Genomic DNA, 25,637 nt, shown 5'->3' with positions numbered 1-25,637 from the left:
AGCAGGATGAAGCTCTCTGCTATTCTTACCGCCGCAAGCATCTTCCTTGCGGCTACCCTTCCCGCGACCGCAAATGAAGTCGAGTTGGCCGCCAAGAGCGGTAACCAAGCGCCAGTCCGAGGTGAATTGGTAGCGGTGCACAGCGATAGCTTCGTTCTTCGTACCAATATTGGTGTTGTGACTTTTGATCGCGACGATGTGACATGCAGCGGTGTAGCTTGCCCAGTCGCGCTGAAACAGGGCATCGACATGACCGTTGTCGCACCCGCTGAACTTGCAGGGGTTATCGTGCCGCTACTGGCTGATGGGTTTGCAGAACGCCAAGAGCGTGAGGCGCGGCTTGTCATGCCGGATGGCGTACCAATTGGCGAAGAGATCCGCCCGGAGTCCATCATCGATAGCAATCTGTCATTCAACATCTTGTTGCCGAAGAGCGGCGAACAGGAGGAAGTGAATATCGCGGTAGATTCATCCGGTGCCGCGCAGCTGTTTGGTTTTCTTGCATCTGGCGGCGCATCGCTGGTGTTCAGCGAACAACCTGTCGACGATGCTGCCGTTCAGACCGTTGCCGCGGCAGGGCATGGCAATTTGCGGGCCTTCAAACAGGAACGTGTCGTCGCAGTGGATGGCTATGTTGCTGTCGCGAACCATCGTAGCTCGGTTTCCCGCATGTCGGTGCAGCAAGTCGCGGACGTTCTGTCGGGCAAGATCAACAATTGGTCCACCTTTGGTGGCCCGGACCGAGAGATAAACGTGTATTCTTTCAGTCCCGAAGCCGAAGCGTTTCACCATATTGAGGATCTAATCCTCAAACCATCGAATGTCTCGCTTACACGCGATGTTCGAAAGGTATCGTCGACGCGCGAGCTGACGCGTTCGATCGAGCAGGATCGCTTTGGCTTTGGAGTGGTGAAATACTCCAGCGTTCGAGGCTTGCGCCCGATTTCCTTGGTAAACGAGTGCGGAATGGTCATGGAGCCGACCGCTTTCAATATCAAGTCTGAGGAATATACTTTGCAGAACCGAGTGACCGCCTACAGCACCGTCCAGACAAATGGGTTCACCGCCAGATTCCTCGACTATTTGGACGATGAAAGTTTGGATGATCTTGTTAGCAAAGCGGGACTTATCAGTCTTTCTACCGTTCCAGAGGAACGTGATGATGGACGGGCGCGCTTGCTGACCGCGCTGGATGGTGTGACCGACGAATTGTCGGCCAGCCAGCTTAAGAATTTTGTGCAAGATGTTCTTGCGTCCGAGCGTTTGTCGACGACATTCCGTTTTGCACCTAGCTCTTCAGTTTTGGACAACAAGGCCAAACGGGATGTCGCTCGGGTTCTTAGATATGTGAGTGAATCCGCGACGCGGCGACTTGTTCTGGCGGGGTTTTCTGATTCGAACGGCCAAGTTTCCCAAAACGAAGCGCTCTCCCTTTCGCGCGCTGAGGCTGTGCGGAACCAGCTGCTTGCGGCAGCAACCAATGGTGAGTTGAGCGGGGTCGAGATCACCGTTCGGGGCTATGGGGAACTGAGCCCGGTTGCCTGCAACGAAACATTCGAGGGCCGCGCAACAAACCGCCGGGTTGAAATCTGGGTTGAGTAGCCGCGAAATTGTTTCGGATGCGGGGCCATCAGGCCCCGAATCGCAACATTGCTTGGGTGTCGGGACAATTATAGCTTATGGCAACACGGGTTGTTTTCCAAATTTTGCCAAAATTTCTTCTTAGTTTAAGCACTGTTTGCTTGTCAGGTGCGTTATAGGAAAGAGTGTGAGGGTATCTGAGGTACTATTGTCAGAATCGTGTGCGGTGATTCTTGATGATTGATTCAAAGATGGCAGAACGCCAATTGACACGTCCCACGCACTTTCAGCCGCCAGAAGGCGGTTAACGATAAAAACGACGGAACTGAACTTGGATTTGCCCGTCAGGCGGCGTGGGTAAAAAACTTCGAGAAAGTCACGACTATGGAAACGAAGAACGAAGATGAGACGCAAAGCAAGGGCTTTGGCCCTCTGAACGCGTGCTGGGAGAAGCTTGACGCATTGGAGCAATCGCTTCTCGAAACGCGCGATAACTCGTTTGAATTTCTGGAAGATCAGATCAATCGCGCAATTGAGCGAATCCAGTCTTTTGAGCCTTCGGTAAGCGTCATCGGTCAGGTTAAGGCCGGTAAGTCGACGTTGCTTAACGCGGTAATTGGTGAAACCTCGTTCTTGCCATCGGATGTGAACCCTTGGACTTCGGTGATTACAGCTGTGCACATCAACAGCCGCAGTCGCCCTTTTAACACCCGCGCGATATTCCGCTTTTTCGATGCGCAGGAATGGGATCGTCTGGTCAATACCGGTGGCCGCATGGGTGAGATGGCCAATCGCGCCGGTTTTGAGTACGAAGCCGATGAGGTGAAGGCGCAAGTTCAAGAGATGCGCGAAACGACCGAGGCGCGCCTTGGTGATGAATTCCAATCGCTTCTGGGCGAAAGCCGCACCTTTGCTGAGCTCGACAAAGATATGATCGACCGCTATATCTGCTATGGCGATCCAGAGGATATGCAAGAGGGCGGCCAAGAAGGTGTTTATGCGGACATCACCAAAACGGCTGACCTCTACATTGATGTACCCGGTAGTATCCCTGGCATATGCTTGCGTGACACGCCCGGTGTGAACGACACCTTTATGATGCGTGAACAGATCACGCTGAACTCGATCAGTGAAAGCCGTGTTTGCGTGGTCGTTCTCTCAGCGCACCAGGCGTTGTCCACCATGGATGCTGCGCTATTACGGATGATTTGCACGGTCCAGCAGCGTCAGGTTGTGATCTTTGTGAACCGCATTGACGAACTGCCTGATCCGATCGCCGAAAGCGAAAAAGTTGGCGCCAGCATCAGGAAGACGCTCGATCGTATCGGTTTGGACGATTCGATGACCCTACTGTTCGGTTCGGGTTATTGGGCGAATTGTGCCATCGGTGACACGTTGGACAAAATGGCCCCTGCCAGCATGAACGCGCTTGCAAGCTGGGCTAAGGCCAAGCGTATACCTTTCGCGACCGAGCAGGACAAAAAAGCCGCTGCGATGCAGGCATCGGGTGTGATGGATCTTCAAGTTGAGATTGCCGAACGGATCGTTGAAGGCCCGGCGGAATGGATGCTGAAGGAAATTCAGCGCGATATCGTCAGCATCACTGCCATGAACGAAAAGATCGAAAAGGCTGCTGCACACCGCGCTAGTGGAAGCGGCGCTGGCATGGACGATCTGCGTCGTTCCTTTGAACAGCTGCGCACCGCAACGCTATGCAAGTTGGACAGCGATACCGACGCTGCCCGCGAATTCCTGTTGTCGCGGCTTGAGAGGGGCCAAACCGTCTTTCTCAACGCGGCACTTGAAGCTCTGGAATCGCATATTGCGACCTATGGCGAAAACGATAGTTGGAGCCATGATCCTTCAACCCTGCGGACCACGATGCGTTCGGCCTATCTGACATCGATGGTCAAGGTTCGTCGCGCTGCGGAGGCCGCGATGGAGAACTTCCACGACAAGCTGCATGGCGAACTTGAAAGCGAACTGGGGCTTTTCAGCGAAGACGATTCGCCGGAAATGCCAGCAGTTCCAGATGCTCGTGCACCAACTGTTCTTGCAAAGACGCTATCTTTGGACCTGAACGGTAAATGGTGGCAGCGCATCTGGGGCCTTGGTGCCAAGCAAAGAATTCGCAAGAAATACTCTGGTATCATTCATTCAGAGACGAACGAACTTGCACGCGAGTTGGTCGACGATTTTTTCAATGAGCATGTCGGTCACGTCCGTAGCATCGTTGAGGAATACACGTTTGATCAAACCAAATTTGCCACCACCATAATGGATTGTGTTGTCGACGGTAAAACAGCCGACCGTATTTCAGACACCAGCGAAAGGAGCGTTGCATGAGCTCGCCCAACCAATTCACCACACGCAAAAAACGACTGATGGTTGCGGGCGAGTTCAGCTCGGGGAAATCGCAACTGATCAATCGTCTGTTGGAGCATGAGCTTCTGCCTTCGAACGTCACGTCCACGTCAATGCCTCCGATCTGGGTAATCCAGGGTGAAGGGGACGGCATTCGTGTCGATCTTAACGAAACCGTCACGCCCCTGACGTCGCTGGAAGACGTGGATGTGGAAAGCACGCTTTTCTGCGTCGTTAAGTCATCCTCACCGTTTCTTGAGCACTACGATTTGATTGACACGCCGGGTAACTCGGACCCGAATATACCGTCGATCTGCTGGGAACGGATGCTCACCTATGCCGATGTGCTGGTTTGGTGTTCGAATGCGGTTCAAGCTTGGCGGCAGAGCGAGAAAGCCGTTTGGGATGAACTGGATGTGCGCCACTATATCCAGTCGAGCATGCTGATAACGCATGCTGACCGGTTGGTTGATGAACAGTCGGCCGAGAAGGTTGAACGCCGGGTGCGTCGCGATGCCGCCGAGTACTTCGAGCATTTCCTGATGAAAAGCCTCATCGATGCCGCGGATGTCGCAGAGATCCGTGAACACTTGCTCGAAAATGTCCTGCCGCGTATTGACTGCGTAGGCGAGGATCGGAGTTTGGTTGAAGCTTTGCGCACGCCCGCGACTGTTGCCAAACCGGTCACACCTACACGGCCTACGCGCACCGTTGTGCCGCGCCGCCCGAGCCAAATCCGGAAGGTGCTGGCCGACGCAGCCCGCAAGCCGGAGAAGGCCGCGCCCATCGAGGCAGCAAAAGCTGAAGAGTCTTCCGAGAGTGTTCCAAACGTCACACCTCTTTTCTGCAAAGACGAGGGTGAAAGCACCTGCGCGCGCAATATCTGGAAAGAAATCACCGAGTTCAGAACGCCCGCTACGATGGACGATTGGAAGAATGCTGTCGAAACTCTTCTGACTCGCCTTGAAGGAACCTCAGACGCACCAGCAGAAGAAGAATCGGTCGAAGCCGCTCTGACCGGATACGCACTGGCAAAGGATTAAGTCATGCAAATTGCACCAGCCCAGAAACAAGAGGTAGACTTCCTCGAAGCCACGCTCGGGGAGTTCGAGAAAAGTGTCGCGCGGGAAAGCCGCAAAGGTGTTAAAGAGCTGCGTAAACGGCTTGACGGTTGGGCCGCCAAGGTGGCTGTGATCGGCCAGGTAAAGGCCGGTAAATCGACCTTTATGAACGCGCTCCTCAAGCAGGATAATCTTCTGCCGTCGGACGTGAACCCGTGGACCTCGGTTGTGACCAATCTGCGGATCAATATCAAAAGCGATCCGGAGTTTGGTGCCAAGTTTGAGTTTTTCTCGGAAAAGGACTGGGACGAAATCATCGAAGGCAACACCAAGTTGCGCAATCTGGCAGAAAAGCACTTGCCGGGCTTTGACTCGAACTTGCTGAAAGAACAGGTCGAAGAGATGCGTGATCAGGCGCGCGAGCGGTTGGGTGACAGCTACACCGCGCTGCTGGGCACCGATCATACCTATGACTTCCTATCGCCTGAGCTTTTGCAAGCTTATGTGTGTGCGGGTCGCCCAATAGGCGAAGCGACGGGCCAACTGGGTTCAGGCCGCTATTCGGCCATTACCAAGACGGCAAACGTCTATATGCGCATGCCCGAATACCAGGTTCCGGTGATCATTACGGACACGCCGGGGGTCAATGACCCCTTCCTCGTGCGCGACGAATATACCTGCCGCAATCTGGACAAGTCGGACTTGTTCATCGTCGTCCTGTCGGCGCACCAGGCGCTGACAAGTGTTGATATCTCACTGATCCGGCTGCTGGCTGCTCAGGACAGCAAGGACGTTCTGGTCTTCATCAACCGCATCGACGAACTTGACGAATATACCGATGAGGTCCCCGAGATCATCAAAGATGTGAAAACCCGTTTGTCCACCGCTCTGCCGGATATGGATTTATCGATCATTGCTGGCAGTGCGTTTATGGCCGAAATGGCTTTGTCGACGAAGAACTCGGCGCAGGAAATTCGCGACTCCCTCGATAATACCGAGCTTGAGGCTTATCTGCTGGATGAGTACGGCGAAGTTCCCGAAGATCAGTTCGACCGGCTGATGCTGGGTTCGGGCCTTAACAAGGTTAAAAAGAACCTTTCGGACGCGATTGATCGGGGCGTTGGCTGTGACGCGCTTGCACAAATTCATGACGCAACCCGCGCAGAAGTAAGCGGGACGCTATTTGCGACCAAGCAAGAACGCTATTTGGTCCAAGGGCAAGCTGAAAAGCTGGCCCGCAATGTTGGAGACACAATCGCTGAACTTGAAAAAGAGATCAAAGACTCCAACGGTTTGCAAACCAAACTGGACGATCAGATCGATGCACTTGATACCTCTTTGGAAAAGCTGATGTCAAAGTTCTGGAGCAAACTTGAAAAGGACATGAACAACGCTGTGTCCGGCTTTGTGGAAGGTCAATACGAGAGCATTTCGGAGAAGTTGATGCGCTACGATGTTGCGGGCAGCAAAGACAAATTCCTGCGGGTTGATGTACAGAACTTGCTGCGCGAGCTTGAAAGCCTGGTGTCGCGCAGTTTTGATAAATCGCGTGCGGGCATTGATACGGCGATGTTCAATTGCTCGGCTGCTTGCAAGGACGCGGTGCAAACAAAACTGGCCTCGCACAGTTTTGACGTGCCGCTTGGCAACCTGCCCTGTCAGGAGTTTGCGTCTACGTTGACGCTGTCGAAGACTACACTGGAAATTCCGATTGTTTCGGAACGCAGTTGGGCATTCTGGCGTGGCCGCAAAGTAAACAAAAAGAAGACGCTGGACGTTCTTGAAAAAATCGCCATTGCCGATCTTCGCCCTGTGATTGAAAAAATCCTGAGGGCCTATGGCGCAGCGCAGTCTGAACGCGCACAGGCTGGGGTGGAACGGATCCGCGTTGTCACCCGTGCAGTCGATGTGACCGTTGCCGGTCAAAACCAGCGTTTGCAGCGCTTTAAACGGCAATTGCGCAATGCGTCGGGCAGTACAGATGGGATGAACGAGGTGGTGAACCGCCTGCAAAGTCAACTGGAGGTGCTTGAACGGCGTCTTCAGAAACTATCTGTCATCTCAAGTAAGTTGTCGGAAACACCGATTGCAGCAGCAGCATAAGGGACAATTGGAATGTCGGTTGAAGTCACACAGGATAGTTTGGAGAAGCCCGAAGATGCGGCGCCGGTTCCGCTGGAGACACTGCGGATCGTCGTTGCGGGCGATTTGGGATCCGGCAAGTCGGCGGTTATCAATAGCTTGCTGCGAAAAGAGCTGATGCCGCGATTCTTCGGCCAAGACTGGCGGCCCGCGGTCCTGATCCGTTACGGTGTTACGCAGCAACTAGTGTACCACACTCGTGACGGAAAAACGGTTGGGGTTTCGGACTGGTCTGAAATCAAGGATGTTCGCGATGTAAATCTGTGCGAGATTGTCATCGATCGACCGCATATGAAGGGCTTTGAGATCGTCGAATTGCCCTTCTTCCATGACGGACGTCTTTTGGAGGATGCTGTAGATTTCATCGCACATTCTCATGTTCTGATTTGGGTCACCATTTCATCCCAAGCCTGGCGGTTGACCGAGAAGGAAAGCCTTGAGAAGCTGGCGACTGCCAAAAAACCTCAACGAATTTTGGCGGTCAGCCGGGCGGATAAATTGCGCACGGAGGAACATTGCGGCCTGATCCGGGATCGTCTCACGAAGGAAACCGATGACTACTTCTCGGATATCGTCTTTATGCATTCAAATCGCGATACAATCCGCAAGTCCGAGAGCAGCAAATCTGATTGGGAAAGGACCCGCGGCGCGCTGATGTTCGAAAAGCTGGAGCGTATCCGTGCCAACTGTAAGGAAGACGAGGACGAGACGATCGTCCAACTGCCTTCAGAGGACGACATCGTTGTGCCGATGACGCATTGGAAATCGGTTCGGTCGTTATAGTATGGCTGGGTTGCCGCACCTGCTTTTTTCTGAAGTGTGCGCTCGCAGTTCTGCCTCGTTTGATGCATAGTCGGTGCGCAACTTGAAAAGGAGAACAGGATGCTGGTTAGTCAGGAGGTGATCAGCGCATTTGTGCAGTCCGGGCTCGATCCTTTACCGGAGGTTGAGGTGATCTCGGATATGGCACCGGAAGATCAACTTGAAGCATTGTTCGAGATTATCGACGCGACCTATCTGCCGCGCGCAACTACTTTGTCGAGCAGCTGCGGCGACACAATTCTTATGTTCGCGGCGCGCGGTCAGCTTATGAAGATCGAGAATGATGCGGATTCGCCGCTTGGCAACCCGCTTACTCTTTACTGGGCGCTTGAAGATTTCGTTTCGCTTGGCGGAGAGATTGCAATCACGCAGTATGTCATACCGATGTCCGCATTGGTGAAGCTGAAAGGCGTTGGCGTCAATGAAATCCGCAACGCGCCGAACCCAAAACCCGCTCAGCTAGACGACAGCGATAAGAATGGGGGATTGTGCGATGCTCGAGAAGCGTAACCATCTGGACTATCAAACTGCGCTGCGGCTTTTTGAAAGCTGGCTGACAACATCGGCAGGCGCGGGATGCGATACACCTGATGTTCACAAACAGATCAAGGATCTGGAGCAAAAGCTAGCCCGTCCACAGACTGTTGTTTTCACCGGCCCGGATACGTCACTTGTACGACGCTTCTCTGCTCTGGTTTCGGGTGATGAAGATCAGTTGGCTGATCTTCAGGGCGATGATTTTCGGCCAATCCTCTTGACTGAACATGAAGAAGAACTTGCTCTGCTCCGCTGGTGGGATCGATCCGATCAGGAACCTTTTGATCAAAGCCCGCAGGTCGCGCAAAAGAAAATGGCCGACCTTATTAACATCAAGGGAAAATTTGGTTTGCCTGCGCAGATGTCAGTGATGGACATGTCGGGCACCGACAAGGCTGCACCTCAGTTGGTGAAATTCACGCTATCGCGCCTATGCGACATTTTGGTTTTCGTTTGTTCACCAGACGATTGGTTAACCCTATCAAAATCGCGCGTTTGGAAGGCCGTGCCGGGCGCAATCCGAAAGAACGCTGTGGTGGTGCTGGTAAGCGATGCCGACACCGAGTTTGCGAGCCTTAAGGGAACAAATGACAAGATCGCCCTTGTCGCAAAACGGGTTGTAAACCTGACAAGCAGCGAAATAGCGCTTGAAACAAGCGATCTTCTCAGATGGGCGGACGCGCAAGCGAAATATGTTTTTGAAGCGTTGAACGCCATGGTTTCAGAGCGGGTTGAGGAGGCAACGACGAAAATTGCTCCTCAGTTGGATCAGCTTCTTGCGCGGCACACCAGTGATTATTTTTGGGATGTGGCCACCGAGAAAGCTGAAAAGGCACGTGCGAGGGCGATTGAGGAAGAAGATAATGCAATCCTAGCGCGCGCTGCGCGTATCAGCCGTGAAACCGTGCCTGTGGCTGTTACCGATCAGAGACCTGAGAAGAAAGATTCGCCCGCCGTTCCTTTGCCCGAACCACCTAAAAACCTGGATGCGCCAAAGACTGCAGAGCCCAGAGCTAAAGCGGCTGAACCTGCAGCGGCTGAGGAGGCAGAAAAAAGTATTGCCGATATCTGGCTAGAAGGGCTTAAAGACGCCCATGCAAAAGGCGATGGTTTGGCGCGCGCCGACGTCAAAGCGCTGTTGGTGTCATTGGCTTATGATCTGAAACAGAAAGTTGTTTCTCGGGAAATGGCCGCAGATTGTGATGCAACCCTCGAGATCATCAAAGAAATGGAGATGGCCTCCGACGAAGACGCAGATATGGCTTTTGGGAGCATTATATACCAACTCGCCAGCTCCATTTCCACTGCGCGTGGCTTGACCACCCGAGCGCTTCCGCCTGGTGCTGGCAAAGCGTGGCAAGAGCCGGTGCGCGCATAATTGTTTCCGAAATTACTCAGAGTAGCCCAGAAAGAAGCTTATTTGTGCCCCAAAGTTCACGCAAATTCACGTTAACCGGCATAGGGGTAGTAGGTTGAAAGGAATTCAAATGGTCAGAGCGTTCTTGTCGCTGAACCGTGCTTTCTCGTCGAAAGACAAACAGAAAGAGCAAGTAGAAGACACGGTTTCGGGCGAAACAAATGTGTCAACACTTTTCCGTGAAACTGCGGAACAGCAGCCCGTTGTGGAAGAAAGCGGTGATGGTCGTGTTAAAACGACGTTTCTGGGCTTCGAGGGCCTAGATGATATTGATGATATCGAGGAAGATGATGCGCGCCCCGTAGCATCCGGCCCACGCAAGGATGGGGTAAATTTCCCGACGGGCTGGCTTGTCATCGTTGATGGCCCGGGCCGCGGGACAAGTTTTTCTCTGAGCAACGGCGTGAATGCTATAGGTCGTGGAATGGATCAGGCGGTTTGCCTTGATTTCGGGGACAATACGATCTCGCGCGATGGGCATGTTCACATCGCTTATGACGTTGAGGATGAAGCGTTCTATGTCGGGCACGGCGGCAAAGCCAACCTTGCGCGCTTGAATGGCAAGCCTTTGCTCAGCACCGAAGAAATCTCGGACAGGGATCGGATCAAGCTTGGTCAGACTGAACTTATGTTTATTCCACTTTGTAATGACGAGTTTAACTGGCTGTCAGATGAAGATGTCGAAGACGACGACAACGAAGAGTAACGAAGACAGATATGCAAACACTTGATGTCAGCGCCGAGATGATCATGGGGGACCGCGATCATCAAGAAGACTGCGTTGCCTTTTCGGTCAACAACAGCGCAACCTCTGCTTTTATAGTGCTCGCTGATGGTATGGGCGGGCACAAGGCAGGGGAAATTGCGAGTGCGCTGGTGGTCAAGCACATGCTGACCTACTTCAAAACGCATATTCTGGACCAAGAACTCAGCGATGCCGATATTCGTGTGTTGCTGAGACATTCGGTTGAGCAGGCAAACACCAAACTGTCGCGGTACCAAGAGAAGTACCCGGACACCCGCGGGATGGGCACAACTCTGATTGCAGCTTTGCTGCAGGAAGATCGGCTTTACTGGATCTCGGTTGGCGATTCGCTTTTGCTAAAGTTCGAAAATGGGGCGCTCGAGCGTCTGAACGAGGATCACTCCTACGCAGAAATCCTCAGCCGCAAAGTCGCTGTGGGCGAGATGGATGCCCACGCTGCGGCAGTGGATCCGCGCCGTTCGCAACTGACTTCGGCGATGATCGGGCGGCCGATACCGAAAATCGACCTGAACAGCTACGAGATTGAGGCAGACTCAACCGCTGCTTTCGTAGTTGCCAGTGACGGTTTGCTGACATGTTCGGATGATCGCATCGTCGCATTGTCGACCGAACATGCAACTGTGTCCAGCGCACAGTTTGCGCGAGCGCTTGTGCAGGATGTAATCGCCGCTTGCGCGCCCAATCAGGACAACACCAGCGTCGCGGTTCTTCGTCTGGGTGTCTAACGGGTTGTGTCGCAAATTTTCCCATGGGCAGCAATCACCTTTCTCCCGGGCGCACTTATCCTGCGAGGGCAGCGAATTGCTGGAAACCGTTTGTGCCTTGGGTGGTGATTTGTCCTTTGCGGATCATGTGTGAGGTTTCAATTCCGGCCAGTATTGCGGCGGCAGAGTGAAAGGCTTTAAAGCCCAGCATCGGCCGTGTCATCCGCTTGATAAAACGACGATCCTGCTCGACGATGTTGTTTAGAGCGCCGTCCTTGAAATCTGAATCGGTGGGATTCCCACGATGCGGATTTCAAGGACGGCGCTCTAACACAAAACGGCGCTATGCAATAGTGTTAACAGACCCTAGTACGCCTCCCAAGGAGTGGAACACGTAGTTCGCTGTTGGAGCCACAAAGAGCAAGGTGCGGACAAGTACACTAACTTGCTGAGTTTCAATTGGGCCATCATTCATTACCGAAACCCCTCGTCACTGCGCTGTACTTGAGAATATTGCTGTACCAAACTATAGGGTTTTACGAGCCTGTGACATATCACCTCTTAAAAATTTCTTTACAAATCCCGTTTAACGGGTGCCCCATCGGTGACAGAGTGTCAACCGAGAATGGAAAAACACTTTGTTCACAAATTGGACGCAATGAGTGGCGTGATATTTTATTGAACCAACCAACCCATGAATTGGCGAGTTCGCTATACTCGTATTCTGGCTGCAACGGATAAGCACTAAAGCTTGGGCTCAGCTTCGCTACGATCAGCGGCCCCCAACACCCGATACACCGACGTCCTGGCTATCCCCAACTGCCTTGCAATCTCGGTCGCCCCCAAGCGGATCATCCTGGCTGAGAATGACATGACGCGCGGACTGCCCGGCAAATATGTCGATACCTTCGCTTTCCCAGATGGTCGCCTCGAGGTCCGATGGCAGGGCGTTTCACTCCCCTACTCCGTCTTCGACAAAGATCAGCGCGTCACGCATGCCGCCATCACCGAGAACAAGCATCTCAGCGCCGTGCTGGAACATATCAAGGCTGAGCAGGAACAAGCGGCACCCAAAAAACGCCGCGCAGGCAAACAACGGTCGCGCTATGAACCAACCGGACGCCGCAACGATGGATGGAACTCAAAGCTTGCCAAAAGGGCCAAAAAGCGCGCAGAAGCGCAAGATCAATGAATGACGGCAGAGCGGACTTTGCTGCCGTTGTAGACTCAGAGTGCTATGGCAGCTTGTTGACGCATTGCGGCCATCCAGAATCTGAAATTTTTCTGCCAGCTCAAAATTTCATTGGGAGCTCCACACGCGCAACAAGACCACCTTCCGGCTTGTTGGAGAGGGTCAAATCGCCTCCATGTGCGATGACAATCTCTTTCGCAATCGAGAGGCCTAATCCCACACCGCCTTTGTCCATATTGCGGCTGGCATCACCGCGCACAAAAGGATCGAAAATCTTGGCAAGCAATAGGGGCTCGATGCCCGGCCCATTGTCTTCAATCGTGACAACTGCTTGCTCGGCTTCAGCACTCAACAGAACCATCGTACTCTCGCCATAGGCTTCAGCGTTTTCAATCAGATTGCGGAAAGCTCTGCTGAGGCTAACTGACCCCCCGTGAATTACCGGTTTGACCGATGCGCGAAAGGATACATTAAATTCTTCGCAGAGGGCTTGCAGTAGCACATGCAGGGACACCTCTTCTGTCATTGGCTCAGATTGTCCTGTCCGTGCGTAAGAAATCAAACCATCGGCCATGGCTGTAACCTCATTGAGCGTTGCAATCATCGGTTCGCGGAGGTCGTCGTCCACCATCTCCGCCCGAATACGTAGGCTCGTGAGCGGCGTTCGCAGGTCATGCCCGACAGCCGCCATCATGCGCATGCGTTCGGCATCAAACTCGCAGATTTCCTCTTGCATGGTATTGAAGGCTTTAGCTGCCTGCCGGATTTCTAGCGGTCCCTCTTCTGAAACCCGCGCTGACCTGTCTCCTCTTGCAGAAGACTTCGCAGCATGGGCCAGTTCATCTATGGGTCGCATGACCCTGCGCAGAAAAAGCCAGACGGCCCCCAAAACAATCAGAAGCGAACAAGCAAAGACCGTCAGCAAATATCGACGTTGCGCTCTTGTGTGCCACGTTCTGGGTTCCGAGGCGGAGAAGTTTAGCCAACGGTCCTGATCCAACGCCAATGAAACCAAGATCACACCTCGGTTTAATCCTGCGTTGCGGGTATCCTCGGTGACATCTGGAGCAGCCATCGAAAGAACTGAAGCCCGGATATCGCTGCGCCCTGTGGTTTCAGCGATGCGATTAGCTAACAAGCGCGACCTGTCATCCGTAGGCGTTTTCAGGACCGCTGGCTCAGTTGCAATCTCAATTGTGGTGACCCTATTTGATGCATCGCGAACAAATCTATCCTGTTGCTCAGGCGCGAGCGATTCAAGTGTCAGAACCAATTCAGCCATGCGGTTTGCGACCAAAGCTTCTCGGGCATTGCGGTCGTTTAGTCGCTGGACGAAAACCGTGACAACCAAGGCACCAATAAAGGCAAAGCTCAACGCGACGCTCAATAGAACCATCAGTTGGGATGCAAGTGGCAGGCGGTTCAAACCGGCACCACTGTTTCAACAGCCAGTTTGTACCCGCCACCCCATTCGGTAATCAGGAGGCTGGGAACACTGGGATCATCCTCAATTTTCTTGCGCAGCCGCCCGACTTGATTGTCTATCGTTCTGTCAAAGGCTCTCTCTTCGCGACCTGCTACGTGATCCAACAAGGCCGCCCGGCTCAGGACTTTGTTCGGGTTCTGCAACAAGACCGTCAACAGCCGGTTTTCGCTGGTGGTCAAAGACATCTCGCGCCCGTCATCATGGCGTAGGCTTTTGCGTGTTCCGTCATGTAGCCACCCTGCAAAGCGGTGACTGGAAGATTGTTGTTGCCGCTCGGGGACCCGCCGCAACACGGCTTTGATCCTTGCCAGAAGTTCCCGTGGATTGAATGGTTTGACGACATAGTCATCCGCGCCAAGTTCCAACCCGACGATGCGGTCTGTGCCAGTCGCCATTGCGGTGAGTAATATCACGGGGATGGCGGTATTATCGACCATCCATCGGCAAAGACTAAGCCCGTCTTCTCCGGGCATCATAATGTCCAATATGACCAAATCAATTCCGGCTTCAGAAAGCGCTTGTCTGGCCTCTTTTGAATCGGCTGCCAGTGTCGTCCGAAGCCCATGTTTCCGCAGATATTGCCCCAGCGGTTCGCGAATGTCGCGGGCGTCATCAACGATGAGAATATGATGGGATGGACCGGACATGTTGGGCGAGTATAGTTTCTGGTGTTGTTTCAGGCTTAGGCTACTCTGGGAAGCAAGCAGTTTAAACCTATCAAACTGAGGACGACATGCGCGAAATTCTTTGTCGCAAACCGTCTCGATATCCCGAACCTGATACAATTTGCGACAATGTTGCGCTTTGGGTTTGAAGGAAAACCCTCCAACTATGGGGCAAGAACTAGCGCGCCGTGGGGGTGAAAAATGAAATGGATTGCAAAAGCGAGCGCAATTTTCATGCTTGCATCGACGGCTTTCGCAGATGAGGTCGAAATCACTTTGGTCGACGAACTCGATGGTGATCTAAACAGTTATTGCCTCGATATTTCCGGCGGGCTGGGTGCAAATGCAGACCCGACACGCGGTCTGCAGGCTCACACATGCTACAGTTACCGGGGTGCGCTTGAAGTAGATCAGATTTTCGAAACCGATCGATTTGCCGACAACCTCCTCTACATGACCAGATTTGGCGTTTGTGCGACGGTTATGGGGAATGAGATCGGACTCACTGCATGTGATCCAAACAATGAAGCGCAGCAGATCACATACTCAAAGGATGGAACGCTCCGTCCTCTTTCGGCCGCAGATCAATGCCTGACGGCTGGAGAAGACACCCGCTTAGGTCGTGGCGGCACTTCTCGGCATCAGATCAAGTCGCTGACATTGGAGGAATGCTCAGAGACCCGCGTACCCTATCAAATTTGGCGTTTCCGAACCGAGGACGATTGATCTAATGCGTGACAATGCCCTGCCAATTGGTTTTCTTGTTCTGATGTCGGTTGCGTCATTCTGCGTGGTTGCGAGTTCAAAGACCCTTTGGGGCAAGTGTCTGAGCGAACGCCAGGTTGAGGCAGAACAAATTCGTCTTGCAGGAGGTTTCAAATGAAACGAGCTGTCGTGTGGTCTATTGCAATTTTTATCGGTTTACTCGGTTCGGGTTCCCTTGCCGACGCGCCAAACGTCCGTACACCAGCACCCGTGATCTACCTTGCCGACAATCTGGATGAAGCGGCAAGCCTCGGTTGGTGTATTGACACAGTTGGACGTGGTTTTTCTGGCCAGCTGCATGCGCATTCCTGCAAACCGCAAGGTGGTGATGTGCAATTCGCATTGGTTGGTGAACAAGGGGTAATCCGATCAGTTGCATTCCCAGATTACTGTATGCAGGTACAATCAGACCAAACCGTCCCCTTGGGGATGGCTACCTGCGAAACAGAAAACCCGGCACAGCAGTTCAAGTTCACCCCAGAAACACAGGCCATTTCTCCCGTTTCCGATATGACAAGTTGCATTGCTGTTGGCACGGAAAGCCGATCAGCGGGGCCATTCATGTCCCGTGACCTCATGTTGCTCCCTTGCGAAGACGTCGAGCCGATCTATCGCTCCTGGGTGGTCGTAAATGAGTAGTCTTACGACCCAATCCGACAGGTTCTTTTCATGACTCGTTCGCAAATTTCGGAGTTTGCCCGACAAAACTGGATGCTGATTTCGGTTCTTGTCATCTCATTGGCCGTGGCCCTGTGGTTCGGCATCCATTTCATCATGGATTTCCTCTATTTCAATGATCCTCGTCACGTCGATGTCGATCTCAAGCCATGGATGACCCCGCGCTATATCGTTCTGACTTACGACGTGCCGCGCCCCTTTGTTTTTGAGGTCTTGGGTCTGGATATTGAAGCAGACAAGGGCATTCGGCTTGGCCGCGTCGCTGAGGCAAGCGGGCTTTCCATGGAGGAACTGACAGAGCAGGTCCGCGCTGCCATAGATACCCTTCGGGCAGGTCAACAATGATCGATACGGTGCTTGCCCTTATCCCGGACTATGGCTTGTTTCTGGTGTTCGGCGTTGTTTTTCTGGCTTGTCTCGCTGTGCCTCTCCCAGCGTCGATGTTGGTTCTGACGGCAGGCAGTTTCGCGGCGGCGGGCGACTTCTCATTTGTGCTTGTCGTTATGACCACCTTCGTAGCGTTCATTCTTGGCGACCAACTTGCATTCGCATTGGCCAGCCGGTTCGGTCGAAAACTGATTGCTCGCCTTTCTCAGTCAGACCGCTTCGCCCCGATCCTGAACCGAAGTGAAGCGCTGCTTCAAAAACACGGAGCGCTCTCCGTACTCATGAGCCATACGATCATCAGCCCAACGTGCCCCTATATCAGCTATCTCAGCGGCGCTGGCGGACTTCCGTGGCGCAGCTTCACAGGTGTTGCCGTTATGGGGGCGCTTATCTGGACACTGGCCTATGTTGGTCTGGGCTATGTCTTTGCCACTCAGCTTGAACAAGTTGCCACGCTTCTCAGTAACTTCTTTGGCGTGGTTTTGGCAGTCGCTACTGCAATCGGAGCACTCCTGATCCTCAGGAGCCGATGGAAGAAAATGCGCGATGCGCCTGCTTAGGCGTCTGCGATCTTGTCTCTAACGAAAGGAAAGTTAATGCTTAAGAAAACCGCTTTGTTCGCCTTCTCCACTCTTTTGCTGCCGATGTCAGCAGAGGCCAGACCCAATATCCTTCTTCTGATCGCCGATGACATGGGGATCGACGCGTCGAATTGTTATTCGCTCGGTGACCAGCAAGCTCCCATGCCCAACGTCGAGGCCATGTGCGCGAACGGACTGGTATTTGAAAACACCTATGCCGCGCCAACCTGTTCGCCGACACGCGCAACGATTATGTCAGGTCTTTATGGCTTCCGGACGGGTGTAGGCGCCCCGGTCGCTGCGGATGGAAGCGATGCGCTATCCGCAGACACGCCAACCTTGTTCGACGCAATGTCACCAGCGGGATACGCCTCCAACGTGATAGGTAAATGGCACATCTCTGGCGTCGACATGGGATATGATCAACCGGCGCAGATGGGCGTTTCCGATTATTTCGGCCTCTATCGGGGTGGCGTGCAGGACTATTGGAACTGGACCGCAATCGAAAATGAGAAGGAGGTGGAGATTGACGGTTATGCAACGACTGTCTTAACTGACCGCGCAATTGACTGGATCGATGAACAGGACACGCCATGGTTCCTTTGGCTGGCCTACAACGCCCCGCATTCTCCATTCCACTTGCCGCCTGCCGATCTTCACAGTTTCGACAACCTGCCCGATGATGAGACGGCCGTGAATGAAAACCCCTTGCCCTATTATCAGGCAATGCTCGAAGCCCTCGATACCGAAATCGGGCGCTTGATTGGTTCAATGAGTGAAGAAGAACGCCAGAACACAGTGGTAATCTTCATCGGGGATAACGGAACGCCGAACCAGGTGATCGGAGACCTTTTTGGAACCCACCAAGCAAAGGCCACGATCTACGACAGCGGCACCCACGTGCCTATGGTGGTCACTGGACCTGGTATTCCCGCAGGACGCACAGATGCTTTTGTGAACACGACGGACCTGCACGCAACCATCGCGGGCCTCGCAGGCGCAGAGGTATCGACCCCTGACTCATTTGATTTGGCTCCGGTTCTGTCGGGCGAAGCCGGCACCCGCGAAGTCGCCTACATTGAGCATTTCACCAATCGCGAGACTAAAGGTGGAGGTGTATACGGTTGGGCCATCCGCGAAGGTCAATACCGATTGGTGGCACCCGAGGCACAAGACATGGAGCTATACGATCTGTCCGCCGATCCCACCGAGCAAGAGAACCTATTGGCTAACGGCGGCGCCACAGAGTTCCAACAAATCGCTGAGTCGCTGCAAGCGGCTCGGGAAGCCATCTTGGCAAACGGTAACTAATGCAGAGGGAGGTCTGACATGTCCACAAGAACAGGATCAGAGAAATTGACGCGGCGGAATGTTTTGCTCGGCACAGCAGCGGTATTGGTCCCGTTAGCCAGCGGCATGACGGCGCTTCAATTCAGCGCAGCGCAGGCCCAGAGCGCCACGTCCCACCGCCTTGTTGTCGATGAGGTGGATGGACGTCAGTCCTACAATGGCAAATCTCTGGGCCCGACCATCCGGGCGCTGCCGGGGGAAACCATCGACGTGGAGCTGGTGAACAACCTTCCACCCCTCCACGACGATTGCACGGCCAATCCGAACCAGCCCCATGGGCTTAACACGACCAACCTCCACACCCATGGTTTGCATGTCTCCCCAACGACGGATTCATCCGGAGAATTCGATGCTGACAACGTCTTTGTAAGCGTCGTTCCTGAAGGTCAGATTGTGGCCTGTGAAGAAGTTTGTGGGGTCGAAGTGAAGACATCGTTCCGCTATGGGAAGAACACGTTCCGGTTCGAACTGCCTGACAATCACGCCTCGGGAACGTTCTGGTATCACGCCCACAAACACGGCTCTACAGGCACTCAAGTGAGCGACGGATTGGCAGGGCCCTTGATCATCGACGACCTGCCAGGCACGATGCCGGCCTACATTGAAGAAGCCGTCGAAAAGATACTCTTCATCACCAACCAGGGTGTCCTTGTGACCGATCCCGATGGCGGCGGTGAGCTTGATCCGACGATCCAGATGCGGCCGGGTGAAGTGCAGCGCTGGCGCGTGATCAACGGCACCGGGCGGGGTACGGATTTTGCCTTTCTGCGACCCAATCTGGAAAACCTTGAAATGCACCTGATTGCATTTGATGGGCTGACATTGGAACGCCGCTACCCCGTGGACCTAGAAAATCTTGACGAACCTTGGCTTAACCCTGCTGCTCTCGCATCTGGCAATCGTATGGATGTGATCGTGCGGGCGCCTGCCGAACCGCAAGAAGCCTCTGAAGGGTTATTCGCCTCCTTAACTGGCATGTTCCAGAACAACGACATAGCCCGGCTGATCGACATAAACGTTGAAGTCGCTGGCGAACCGCTTATCAGCACTTGGTCCGACGACCCAACTCTTCCCGGTTCCGGGCTTGTTCCGTTTGATGACACCCCCCTCAGTCCCCGCGAAATCGCCTTTACCCGGCAACAAACCATCGACCTTGAGGCGTTCAACGGAGAGCTAAAACAAACCATGCAGCTTGGCACAGCAGAGCAATGGACCGTCAGCAACAGAACCCAAGTTCTGCATGTCTATCATATTCACGTAAATCCGTTTCTCATCACTCATATCAATGGCGATGAACTGCCCGCGGACAGCCCCTTGCGCCGTTGGCAGGACACAATCGGCGTGCCCTTGGGAGGATCGGTTGGGTTCAAAACCCGGTTCGAGACCTTTACCGGAAAATTCGTCATCCACTGCCACGTCTTACCACATGAGGATAACGGCATGATGCAGATCGTGGAGGTGGTTGCTTAGGCTCAAGCCGAATTACCCTCGCATTGAACGTAGCTTGATGGGTTTCTTGAGACTTATCCCATCCAATGCATAACGATGAACCTCCGCTTTCGAGCTGTTGCGGTTCTTCGTGCGTATTGCAGCATTGGTGGGTCTGGGCTCGAAGCGGTCATCTGACGATTTTGGTTGGGAACGTCGTGCCCTATCTCCCGCAAGGCTTTTCAGCCCTTCGATGTGTGGGGTCTACGGGCTGCCAAGCCTTGCTTCCGTTAGTGCTTGGGGTGACATTTCTACTTTGCACAACCAGCGACATTTCTACTTGGTTGCAACACAATTTTCGCCACGGTGGATTCACAAATGAAGTGCAACTTCTGTATTAAAACAGGATGTTACATGGAGTTGTCTGATGGGCCGTTGTTACCCCCACTTGAACCTGGAAGAACGCAAAATATTGGCGAAGTCTCTGGAAGCCAAGATTCCGGTACGAGAGATCGCAGAATATTTGGGTCGTGACCGCTCCACACTTTATCGAGAGATCCGGCGCAACGCGCATCGAGATACTGAACTTCCTGAGCTGAATGGCTATTATGCTTTGGCGGCCCAAGGTTCTTACGAACGCCGTCGTGCCATTCACAGAAAGCTTGTCAGAACGCCGCAGCTGAAGGCCACGGTTGAAGATCGGCTAAAGGCTGGCTGGTCGCCGGAACAGATTGCGGGCCGCATGAAGTTTGAACACCATCCAACGCGTATCAGCCACGAGACGATCTATCGCTATGCCTACTCAAAGGAAGGTCGAGCGGAGCAGTTCTTCAAGCATCTGCCGGAGCAACGTCGCTTGAGGCGACGACGTGGAATGCGGCGCCATCACGGGGTTCGGTTCCCTGTTCACTTGTCAATCGCAGCACGGCCGGACGTCATTTCAAGTCGCCAGCAATTTGGTCACTGGGAATGTGATCTGGTCCAGTTTCGCAAGGAGTTCGGCAAGGCAAACATCACGTCTTTGGTCGAACGTGTCAGCCGATATACCGTCATTCTCAAGAACCAGGATCGGCAATCGAAGCCTGTGATGGAGGGGCTGATAGGAAGTTTGGCCCCCCTGCCCTCTGGTGCTCGAAGATCAATTACGTTCGATCGTGGCACAGAGTTCACAGCTTGGGCCCATCTCAAGGCCGGGCTTGGTGTGGATCCGTGGTTCTGCGACCCGCAAGCACCTTGGCAGAAAGGCACGGTTGAGAACACAAACAACCGGTTGCGGCGCTATGCTCTTCGATATCCACCGTATTTCGGCTTTACCCACAGCTGGCGCTTCGAGTTCAGGACATCGGCGTTCGGATGCTTCCATATTTTCAAGTTTGAGATTGCCGGACCACACTCAGCATAGACGAGCAACGCGTTTTCAAACCGTGTTCCCGAGAGCTGTTCTACCTTTTGACCAACATGGTCCTTTATTGCATCAACGCTTTCAGCCGCTATGGGGACAAGCAGGCTCTCTGGCATAGCTGCTTTGTGTAGCGCGCGCTCCTTTCCTCCAGGATCGGGCTGCAATAAGGGGGTCATGTTCGAAAGCAAGTCTGAAGTATAACATCAAATGGTGCGCCGGCTTTCATTGGTCGACAATCTCGCTAACAATCATCGTAGTGTTTCACTTATTCTTTTGAAATTGAAGGGATCGGCTCCCCAGCCCATTCGAACGTCCAGGTGTCGCCTTGGCGAACATTCTGGACCAAGTGCGGTCGCAGAGCGACCAGGCATTGTCCCCCTTCGTGTCGGGTGGAGGGATAGAGTAGCCCGTTTCCGCCTGAACCAAGTACGTCCTGCGCAAGGGTTTGACCGATCGGGTATGCGACCGCGGTATCGGGACTCAGTGCATCCTCCCCTGCCCCGCCATTGAGATTGTGCAGTCGCGTTGTGAACCCTGCGAGCAGTTCACGGTAGGCCGTGATGTTCTCGTAGATGCCCGTCGCGTCGAGTTCGCGCGTCAGGTGCCAGGCCACTTCGGCCTGCGCTGTTTCAATAGAATTCTCTCCATAGCTTGCGTACCAGGCACCGCGCTCCGGTCCGTTGAATCGGTTGCCGGTCGCCTTGGTGTAGCAAAAGGCAGCATTCACATAGGTCCATCCGTATCCAGCCGCCTCGGTCAGGAGCTCAGCTGGATCGAGGCCGCCGGGCACGGGAAGTGTGACCGTGCGGCGTGCGGAGGTGAAGCCCTCAATCTCTTCCAGGATTGCCAGGTCGTCCTCATCGTCCGCCAAGGGGGCCATCGCGGGCTCGTCAATGTAGGCTGTCGAGATCAGACGAACTGTCGTTGGATCCGTAAACTCTACCTCTTCTAGATCTGTAGCTCTGATCACACGCCGCCCCGGAGTGCATCTATGTGTTGTCGAACCTTCATCATTGCCGGGATGCCACCTGCGCACATGATCTGAACTGGACTCTTTCCATTAAACCCAGGACCGGAATTTGCAGTTTTTGGCCATCCATAGGTCAAAGGACCGTTGAACAGGAGCCGCAGGCCTTTGAAGAGGCCGATTAACAGACTCGCGCGTGTGACCTTGTCTTGGTCGAGAACGCCCTTGTAGGTGCCAGACTTCATTCGGCTCCAGGTCGCACTTGGCACATCGAAGAGTGCAGCTGCTTCAGCGTTGGACAAATCCCAGGCGTCGGCTGCGCGAACAACGGCTTTGACGATCGCCGCGATCTTGTCTGTCTCCGCAACAGGTTGCACGATGCCTTGATCGGGCGCGTACTGGATTGGTTTCAACATGATTGCTCTCCATATGATGTGACAAAGATAATCATATGATTGAGTTTGTCAAGAATTCATTGAGAATGCGCTCGTTGGGTATGAGAGACACTGCCACGAACCGATTGTTGCCGAAAGTGACTTCAATTGAAATATTAGGAAGAAGGTTCAGGAACTTACTTCGATGACGATTGGCAAAACCCGGCACAAACTCATGGCACTCAGCGGCGATGCTTTCGCTAATGAGGTTGAGGCGCTTATGGGTGTTCTATCGGAGCGGGTCGCGCAATCGCGTCGACTGGGCCTCCTCGACCGCCAAGGCGTCGATGTTTTTTGTACCGGGAAGCGGATCAGTCCGTCGAAGTCGCGATCCAATGCAAAGGATATGAGAGGCCGTTTCAAACCGATCAGGTCCCTGCCCTACTGGATGAGATCAAAAAGTTCGCTCGAAAAGGTCCCGACGTTGAAGAATACTGGCTCACAATCAACCGGCCGATCACAGAGCGAGATGACAGAGACCAGGTCGAAACGGCGCTTGCCAATCTGAAGCATTCAGGGAAATGCCAAAAAGCGCGCCTTCTGGACCTCGATCAACTCACCCAGTTCTTACTTGAGCAGGCCAAGGAGCGCATCATTGGTTGGGTCAACGCTTTTCGGGATAGGTCCATCGCGGCATTTCGAGAGTCGATGGGCATCGTCGATTTTATTTCGGACGCTCCGTTCGAAGGCAAAAAGTGGTCAGGCACTGATCCTACCATGCACGTGCTTGAATCGCTTCGAGAGTTTCAGGCAGCTGTCGACCCTTCGAATACCGGTCCATATCGGATCTCGCCCCGCCTTTTACTGACGGCCAGCTTCGGCTTTGGAAAGACGAGCACGTTACAGGAAATTGCCAAGGGATGGATGGAAGGTGGTGGCGTCGCACTACATACCTCAAGGCTTCTACGTACGTTCGACACCGAGCGGCAGTAGAGTTGAGGAAAGAAGGGGGCTCATACCCTGTAGAAAATGAGCCGCAGCCGGGTCGAAGGCTCATTTTCTACAGGGTATGATCATGCAATACGACACCGGCAGCCACTGTGTTTTCTATCACCGTTATCACATCGTGTGGTCGACGAAGTATCGCTACAAGGTGCTGACGGGCGACATCCGCTTGCGTGTGCGCGCCATTTGCCGCCAGGTTTGTCACGAAAAGGGCGTCGATATCATCCGCGGCGTGCTGTCAGCCGACCATGTCCACATGTTCGTGTCGGTCCCGGATGAGACGACCCATTGTCGGTTCCGCAACGCTTTGGTGAAGGGCGGCGTCTACGACGATCTTCTGGCCGAAGTGTGCCGTCAGATCGAAGAGCATGGATTGAAGCTGAAGGAGGCCGAAGCCGCGATCATCGACGCGACTTTGGTGGAAAGCGCGGCCCGGCCCCGTACTCATATCGAAGCGCCTGAAGATCGGGCCGAGGGTGAGGCACCGGATGATCCGCAGTTGCATTTCAGTGCCGACCCGGATGCCCGTTGGGTAAAGAAAGGGTCCAAATCCACACTGGGCTACAAAGCCTTCGCCCGTACAGATGAAGAAGGCTTCGTGGACAAGGTCCACACCACCCCTGCCAACCAGGCCGAGAGCCCTCAATTTGAAACCATGATCGCAGGCGCGAACGCACAACGGGTGTTGGCGGACAAAGCCTATGCAAGCAAGGCCAACCGAGCCAGTTTGCGCGGCAAGCATCGCGACGGGATCATGAGAAAGGCGGCTCGTAATCGCCCGCTGCGCGCATCGGAGAAAAAGTTCAACCGAATGATCTCAAAGCGCCGGTTCCGGGTTGAGCAATGCTTTGGCACGATGAAACGTCTCTTCGGCTTGCACCGTGCACGCTACTTTGGCGTCGCCAAAACCCACGCCCAACTGGCGATGGCGGCAATTGGGCAGAACCTGCTCAAGGCCGCAAACAAAATCACCCTCAACCCGCAAACCCTCGCAATCCCATAACCGAAACCCCCAAACGATTTGTGTCCGCTGAAAATTCAGCGGACCAGAACACATGAGAAAATTCCCGAAAATCACAAAACGCGCCCCATTACGCAGACGTCTTTATGAGCCTCCGCCACCTCGAAGTTGTAGACAAGTTGTGGCGTGTCATCCTGCGTGATCGAGATGACCGTCAGCGGTTCCAGATCCTTGTCGCGGATCGCGTCACCGGGGGTGAGGTCTCCGGCGAAAATCCAGCCTGCGCCTTGCACAAAGACCGGGTGGGCCGTGGTGACGCCCAGAACAAAACCATTAGGCGATAATTCCCAGAATCCTGTAGGTGCCGCTTCCTTCCGCAATATTGAAGACTTCGGTATCTTCAACGCCAATTAATTTACATATGTCTGACAGAAACCTGTGCAGGGCCTCCCGATTCGGATCTATTCGAATACGGCAGAAACGCATTCCCTCTTCTTCGTGGTTGGTCCATTGCCAATTGTGATGATCGAGGTGCTCTTCGAGGCGGTGGATCTCTTCCAAAGGCACATTCACATGAGGTATGTCGGAAATTAAAAAGGGAGCACCCGCGTTGTCAGATAAAAGGCGGAACTGGAAAAATTTACCTGTACGCATCGTTTCTGCGACAAGATACTCTTTTTCCAGTCCATACGAATAAAAGCGCATAATTTCTCGCACTAGTTCCGTGAACGTTAGCATTCCAAGCTTTACGCGTTTTGCGTAGTTGCGTCGCTTTTTGATGATGTATGCATAGCATCCTACCACCAGAACTGAGCAAACTGAAAGCAGTACAATACTCATTTAACGCCACTCGTAGCCAACGGTATCAGAGCCGGTCTTTGTGTCCGTCGTCATATAAAGTTGGACATCATAGCGGCTTGAGCATTGGAGGCTCTGGCTCGTTTGTGTGATTGATTATGCGGCTTGTTTTTCGTGATGCAAGCGTCGTTGCCGGATTGTCTG

General features: G+C 53.6%; 25 protein-coding genes and 3 pseudogenes. 20 read left to right on the top strand and 8 right to left on the bottom strand.

The window, feature by feature from the left end; translation table 11 throughout:
• The first annotated feature begins 6 nt into the window (after positions 1–6).
• From V6N04_RS17645 to V6N04_RS17605, 9 genes are all read left to right on the top strand, one after another.
• The gene (locus V6N04_RS17645) at positions 7–1,602 is read left to right on the top strand and encodes an OmpA family protein (RefSeq protein ID WP_371171510.1); all 1,596 of its coding nucleotides are present in this window, start codon (positions 7–9) and stop codon (positions 1,600–1,602) included.
• Between the two features lie 363 nt (positions 1,603–1,965).
• A complete protein-coding gene (locus V6N04_RS17640; protein WP_371171509.1) occupies positions 1,966–3,927 on the top strand; it encodes a dynamin family protein in 1,962 nt (653 codons plus the stop codon).
• The gene (locus V6N04_RS17635; RefSeq protein WP_371171508.1) at positions 3,924–4,988 is read left to right on the top strand and encodes a dynamin family protein; all 1,065 of its coding nucleotides are present in this window, start codon (positions 3,924–3,926) and stop codon (positions 4,986–4,988) included. Before V6N04_RS17640 ends, V6N04_RS17635 begins: the two co-directional genes overlap by 4 nt.
• 3 nt (positions 4,989–4,991) lie before the next feature.
• Positions 4,992–7,109 carry a dynamin family protein gene (locus V6N04_RS17630; RefSeq protein ID WP_371171507.1) on the top strand — a complete coding sequence of 706 codons (2,118 nt, stop codon included), beginning with the start codon at positions 4,992–4,994 and terminating at the stop codon, positions 7,107–7,109.
• A 12-nt stretch (positions 7,110–7,121) separates the two neighbouring features.
• Positions 7,122–7,931: a dynamin family protein gene (locus V6N04_RS17625; protein WP_371171506.1), complete on the top strand. Its 810-nt coding sequence runs from the start codon at positions 7,122–7,124 to the stop codon at positions 7,929–7,931.
• Between the two features lie 99 nt (positions 7,932–8,030).
• Positions 8,031–8,480 (top strand): hypothetical protein, encoded by a 450-nt coding sequence (locus tag V6N04_RS17620; protein WP_371171505.1) that lies wholly within the window; start codon positions 8,031–8,033, stop codon positions 8,478–8,480.
• Positions 8,464–9,885 (top strand): hypothetical protein, encoded by a 1,422-nt coding sequence (locus tag V6N04_RS17615; RefSeq protein WP_371171504.1) that lies wholly within the window; start codon positions 8,464–8,466, stop codon positions 9,883–9,885. The genes V6N04_RS17620 and V6N04_RS17615 overlap by 17 nt, the downstream gene beginning before the upstream one ends.
• 94 nt (positions 9,886–9,979) lie before the next feature.
• Positions 9,980–10,630, top strand: coding sequence for an FHA domain-containing protein (locus tag V6N04_RS17610; RefSeq protein ID WP_371171503.1), 651 nt, complete (start codon positions 9,980–9,982; stop codon positions 10,628–10,630).
• An 11-nt stretch (positions 10,631–10,641) separates the two neighbouring features.
• A complete protein-coding gene (locus tag V6N04_RS17605; protein ID WP_371171502.1) occupies positions 10,642–11,415 on the top strand; it encodes a PP2C family protein-serine/threonine phosphatase in 774 nt (257 codons plus the stop codon).
• A 55-nt stretch (positions 11,416–11,470) separates the two neighbouring features.
• Here V6N04_RS17605 and V6N04_RS17600 read toward each other — a convergent pair.
• Both V6N04_RS17600 and V6N04_RS17595 read right to left on the bottom strand, forming a co-directional pair.
• Positions 11,471–11,659 (bottom strand): annotated as a pseudogene (locus tag V6N04_RS17600) (DDE-type integrase/transposase/recombinase); the annotation flags it as partial.
• A gap of 479 nt (positions 11,660–12,138) precedes the next feature.
• Positions 12,139–12,249, bottom strand: coding sequence for a helix-turn-helix domain-containing protein (locus V6N04_RS17595; RefSeq protein WP_371171515.1), 111 nt, complete (start codon positions 12,247–12,249; stop codon positions 12,139–12,141).
• A 16-nt stretch (positions 12,250–12,265) separates the two neighbouring features.
• On the opposite strand from V6N04_RS17595, the gene V6N04_RS17590 reads away from it, so the two are divergent.
• Positions 12,266–12,586, top strand: coding sequence for a hypothetical protein (locus V6N04_RS17590; protein ID WP_371171501.1), 321 nt, complete (start codon positions 12,266–12,268; stop codon positions 12,584–12,586).
• 100 nt (positions 12,587–12,686) lie between these two features.
• Here the strand turns inward: V6N04_RS17590 and V6N04_RS17585 are convergent, their stop codons facing one another.
• Positions 12,687–14,012: an ATP-binding protein gene (locus V6N04_RS17585; protein ID WP_371171500.1), complete on the bottom strand. Its 1,326-nt coding sequence runs from the start codon at positions 14,010–14,012 to the stop codon at positions 12,687–12,689.
• The gene (locus tag V6N04_RS17580) at positions 14,009–14,719 is read right to left on the bottom strand and encodes a response regulator (RefSeq protein WP_371171499.1); all 711 of its coding nucleotides are present in this window, start codon (positions 14,717–14,719) and stop codon (positions 14,009–14,011) included. Before V6N04_RS17580 ends, V6N04_RS17585 begins: the two co-directional genes overlap by 4 nt.
• 219 nt (positions 14,720–14,938) lie before the next feature.
• Here V6N04_RS17580 and V6N04_RS17575 point away from each other — a divergent pair, with 219 nt between their 5' ends.
• The 7 genes and pseudogenes from V6N04_RS17575 to V6N04_RS17545 form a co-directional block, all read left to right on the top strand.
• Positions 14,939–15,463 (top strand): ricin-type beta-trefoil lectin domain protein, encoded by a 525-nt coding sequence (locus V6N04_RS17575; RefSeq protein WP_371171498.1) that lies wholly within the window; start codon positions 14,939–14,941, stop codon positions 15,461–15,463.
• A 153-nt stretch (positions 15,464–15,616) separates the two neighbouring features.
• The gene (locus V6N04_RS17570; RefSeq protein ID WP_371171497.1) at positions 15,617–16,141 is read left to right on the top strand and encodes an RICIN domain-containing protein; all 525 of its coding nucleotides are present in this window, start codon (positions 15,617–15,619) and stop codon (positions 16,139–16,141) included.
• 30 nt (positions 16,142–16,171) lie between these two features.
• Positions 16,172–16,525, top strand: a complete 354-nt coding sequence (locus V6N04_RS17565; RefSeq protein WP_371171496.1) for a hypothetical protein — start codon at positions 16,172–16,174, stop codon at positions 16,523–16,525.
• Complete coding sequence (locus V6N04_RS17560) at positions 16,522–17,127, top strand: DedA family protein (protein WP_371171495.1); 606 nt, start codon at positions 16,522–16,524, stop codon at positions 17,125–17,127. The genes V6N04_RS17565 and V6N04_RS17560 overlap by 4 nt, the downstream gene beginning before the upstream one ends.
• Before the next feature lie 36 nt (positions 17,128–17,163).
• A complete protein-coding gene (locus V6N04_RS17555) occupies positions 17,164–18,459 on the top strand; it encodes a sulfatase-like hydrolase/transferase (protein ID WP_371171494.1) in 1,296 nt (431 codons plus the stop codon).
• A gap of 18 nt (positions 18,460–18,477) precedes the next feature.
• On the top strand, positions 18,478–19,968 hold the full coding sequence (locus tag V6N04_RS17550) for a multicopper oxidase family protein (protein WP_371171493.1): 1,491 nt from the start codon (positions 18,478–18,480) through the stop codon (positions 19,966–19,968).
• 385 nt (positions 19,969–20,353) lie between these two features.
• A pseudogene (locus V6N04_RS17545) lies at positions 20,354–21,241 on the top strand (IS30 family transposase); the annotation flags it as partial.
• A 352-nt stretch (positions 21,242–21,593) separates the two neighbouring features.
• On the opposite strand, the gene V6N04_RS17540 reads toward V6N04_RS17545, so the two are convergent.
• On the bottom strand, positions 21,594–22,298 hold the full coding sequence (locus V6N04_RS17540; protein WP_371171492.1) for an RES family NAD+ phosphorylase: 705 nt from the start codon (positions 22,296–22,298) through the stop codon (positions 21,594–21,596).
• Positions 22,295–22,711 (bottom strand): antitoxin Xre-like helix-turn-helix domain-containing protein, encoded by a 417-nt coding sequence (locus V6N04_RS17535; protein ID WP_371171491.1) that lies wholly within the window; start codon positions 22,709–22,711, stop codon positions 22,295–22,297. The genes V6N04_RS17540 and V6N04_RS17535 overlap by 4 nt, the downstream gene beginning before the upstream one ends.
• Before the next feature lie 312 nt (positions 22,712–23,023).
• On the opposite strand from V6N04_RS17535, the gene V6N04_RS17530 reads away from it, so the two are divergent.
• From V6N04_RS17530 to V6N04_RS17520, 3 genes and pseudogenes are all read left to right on the top strand, one after another.
• Complete coding sequence (locus tag V6N04_RS17530; protein WP_371171490.1) at positions 23,024–23,662, top strand: hypothetical protein; 639 nt, start codon at positions 23,024–23,026, stop codon at positions 23,660–23,662.
• An 82-nt stretch (positions 23,663–23,744) separates the two neighbouring features.
• A pseudogene (gene tnpA / locus V6N04_RS17525) lies at positions 23,745–23,954 on the top strand (IS200/IS605 family transposase); the annotation flags it as partial.
• A complete protein-coding gene (locus V6N04_RS17520) occupies positions 23,931–24,677 on the top strand; it encodes an IS5 family transposase (RefSeq protein ID WP_371171514.1) in 747 nt (248 codons plus the stop codon). The pseudogene tnpA and the gene V6N04_RS17520, both read left to right, overlap by 24 nt.
• Positions 24,678–24,748: 71 nt before the next feature.
• Here V6N04_RS17520 and V6N04_RS17515 read toward each other — a convergent pair whose 3' ends face one another.
• A complete protein-coding gene (locus tag V6N04_RS17515) occupies positions 24,749–25,015 on the bottom strand; it encodes a polymorphic toxin-type HINT domain-containing protein (RefSeq protein ID WP_371171489.1) in 267 nt (88 codons plus the stop codon).
• Positions 24,969–25,475, bottom strand: coding sequence for a hypothetical protein (locus V6N04_RS17510; RefSeq protein WP_371171488.1), 507 nt, complete (start codon positions 25,473–25,475; stop codon positions 24,969–24,971). The genes V6N04_RS17515 and V6N04_RS17510 overlap by 47 nt, the downstream gene beginning before the upstream one ends.
• Positions 25,476–25,637 lie beyond the last annotated feature (162 nt).

Source organism: Aliiroseovarius conchicola (genome assembly GCF_041403445.1).
GTDB lineage: Bacteria > Pseudomonadota > Alphaproteobacteria > Rhodobacterales > Rhodobacteraceae > Aliiroseovarius > Aliiroseovarius conchicola.
Note: the sequence above shows the minus strand (reverse complement) of the source record. Positions and strands in the feature narration are given on the sequence as shown.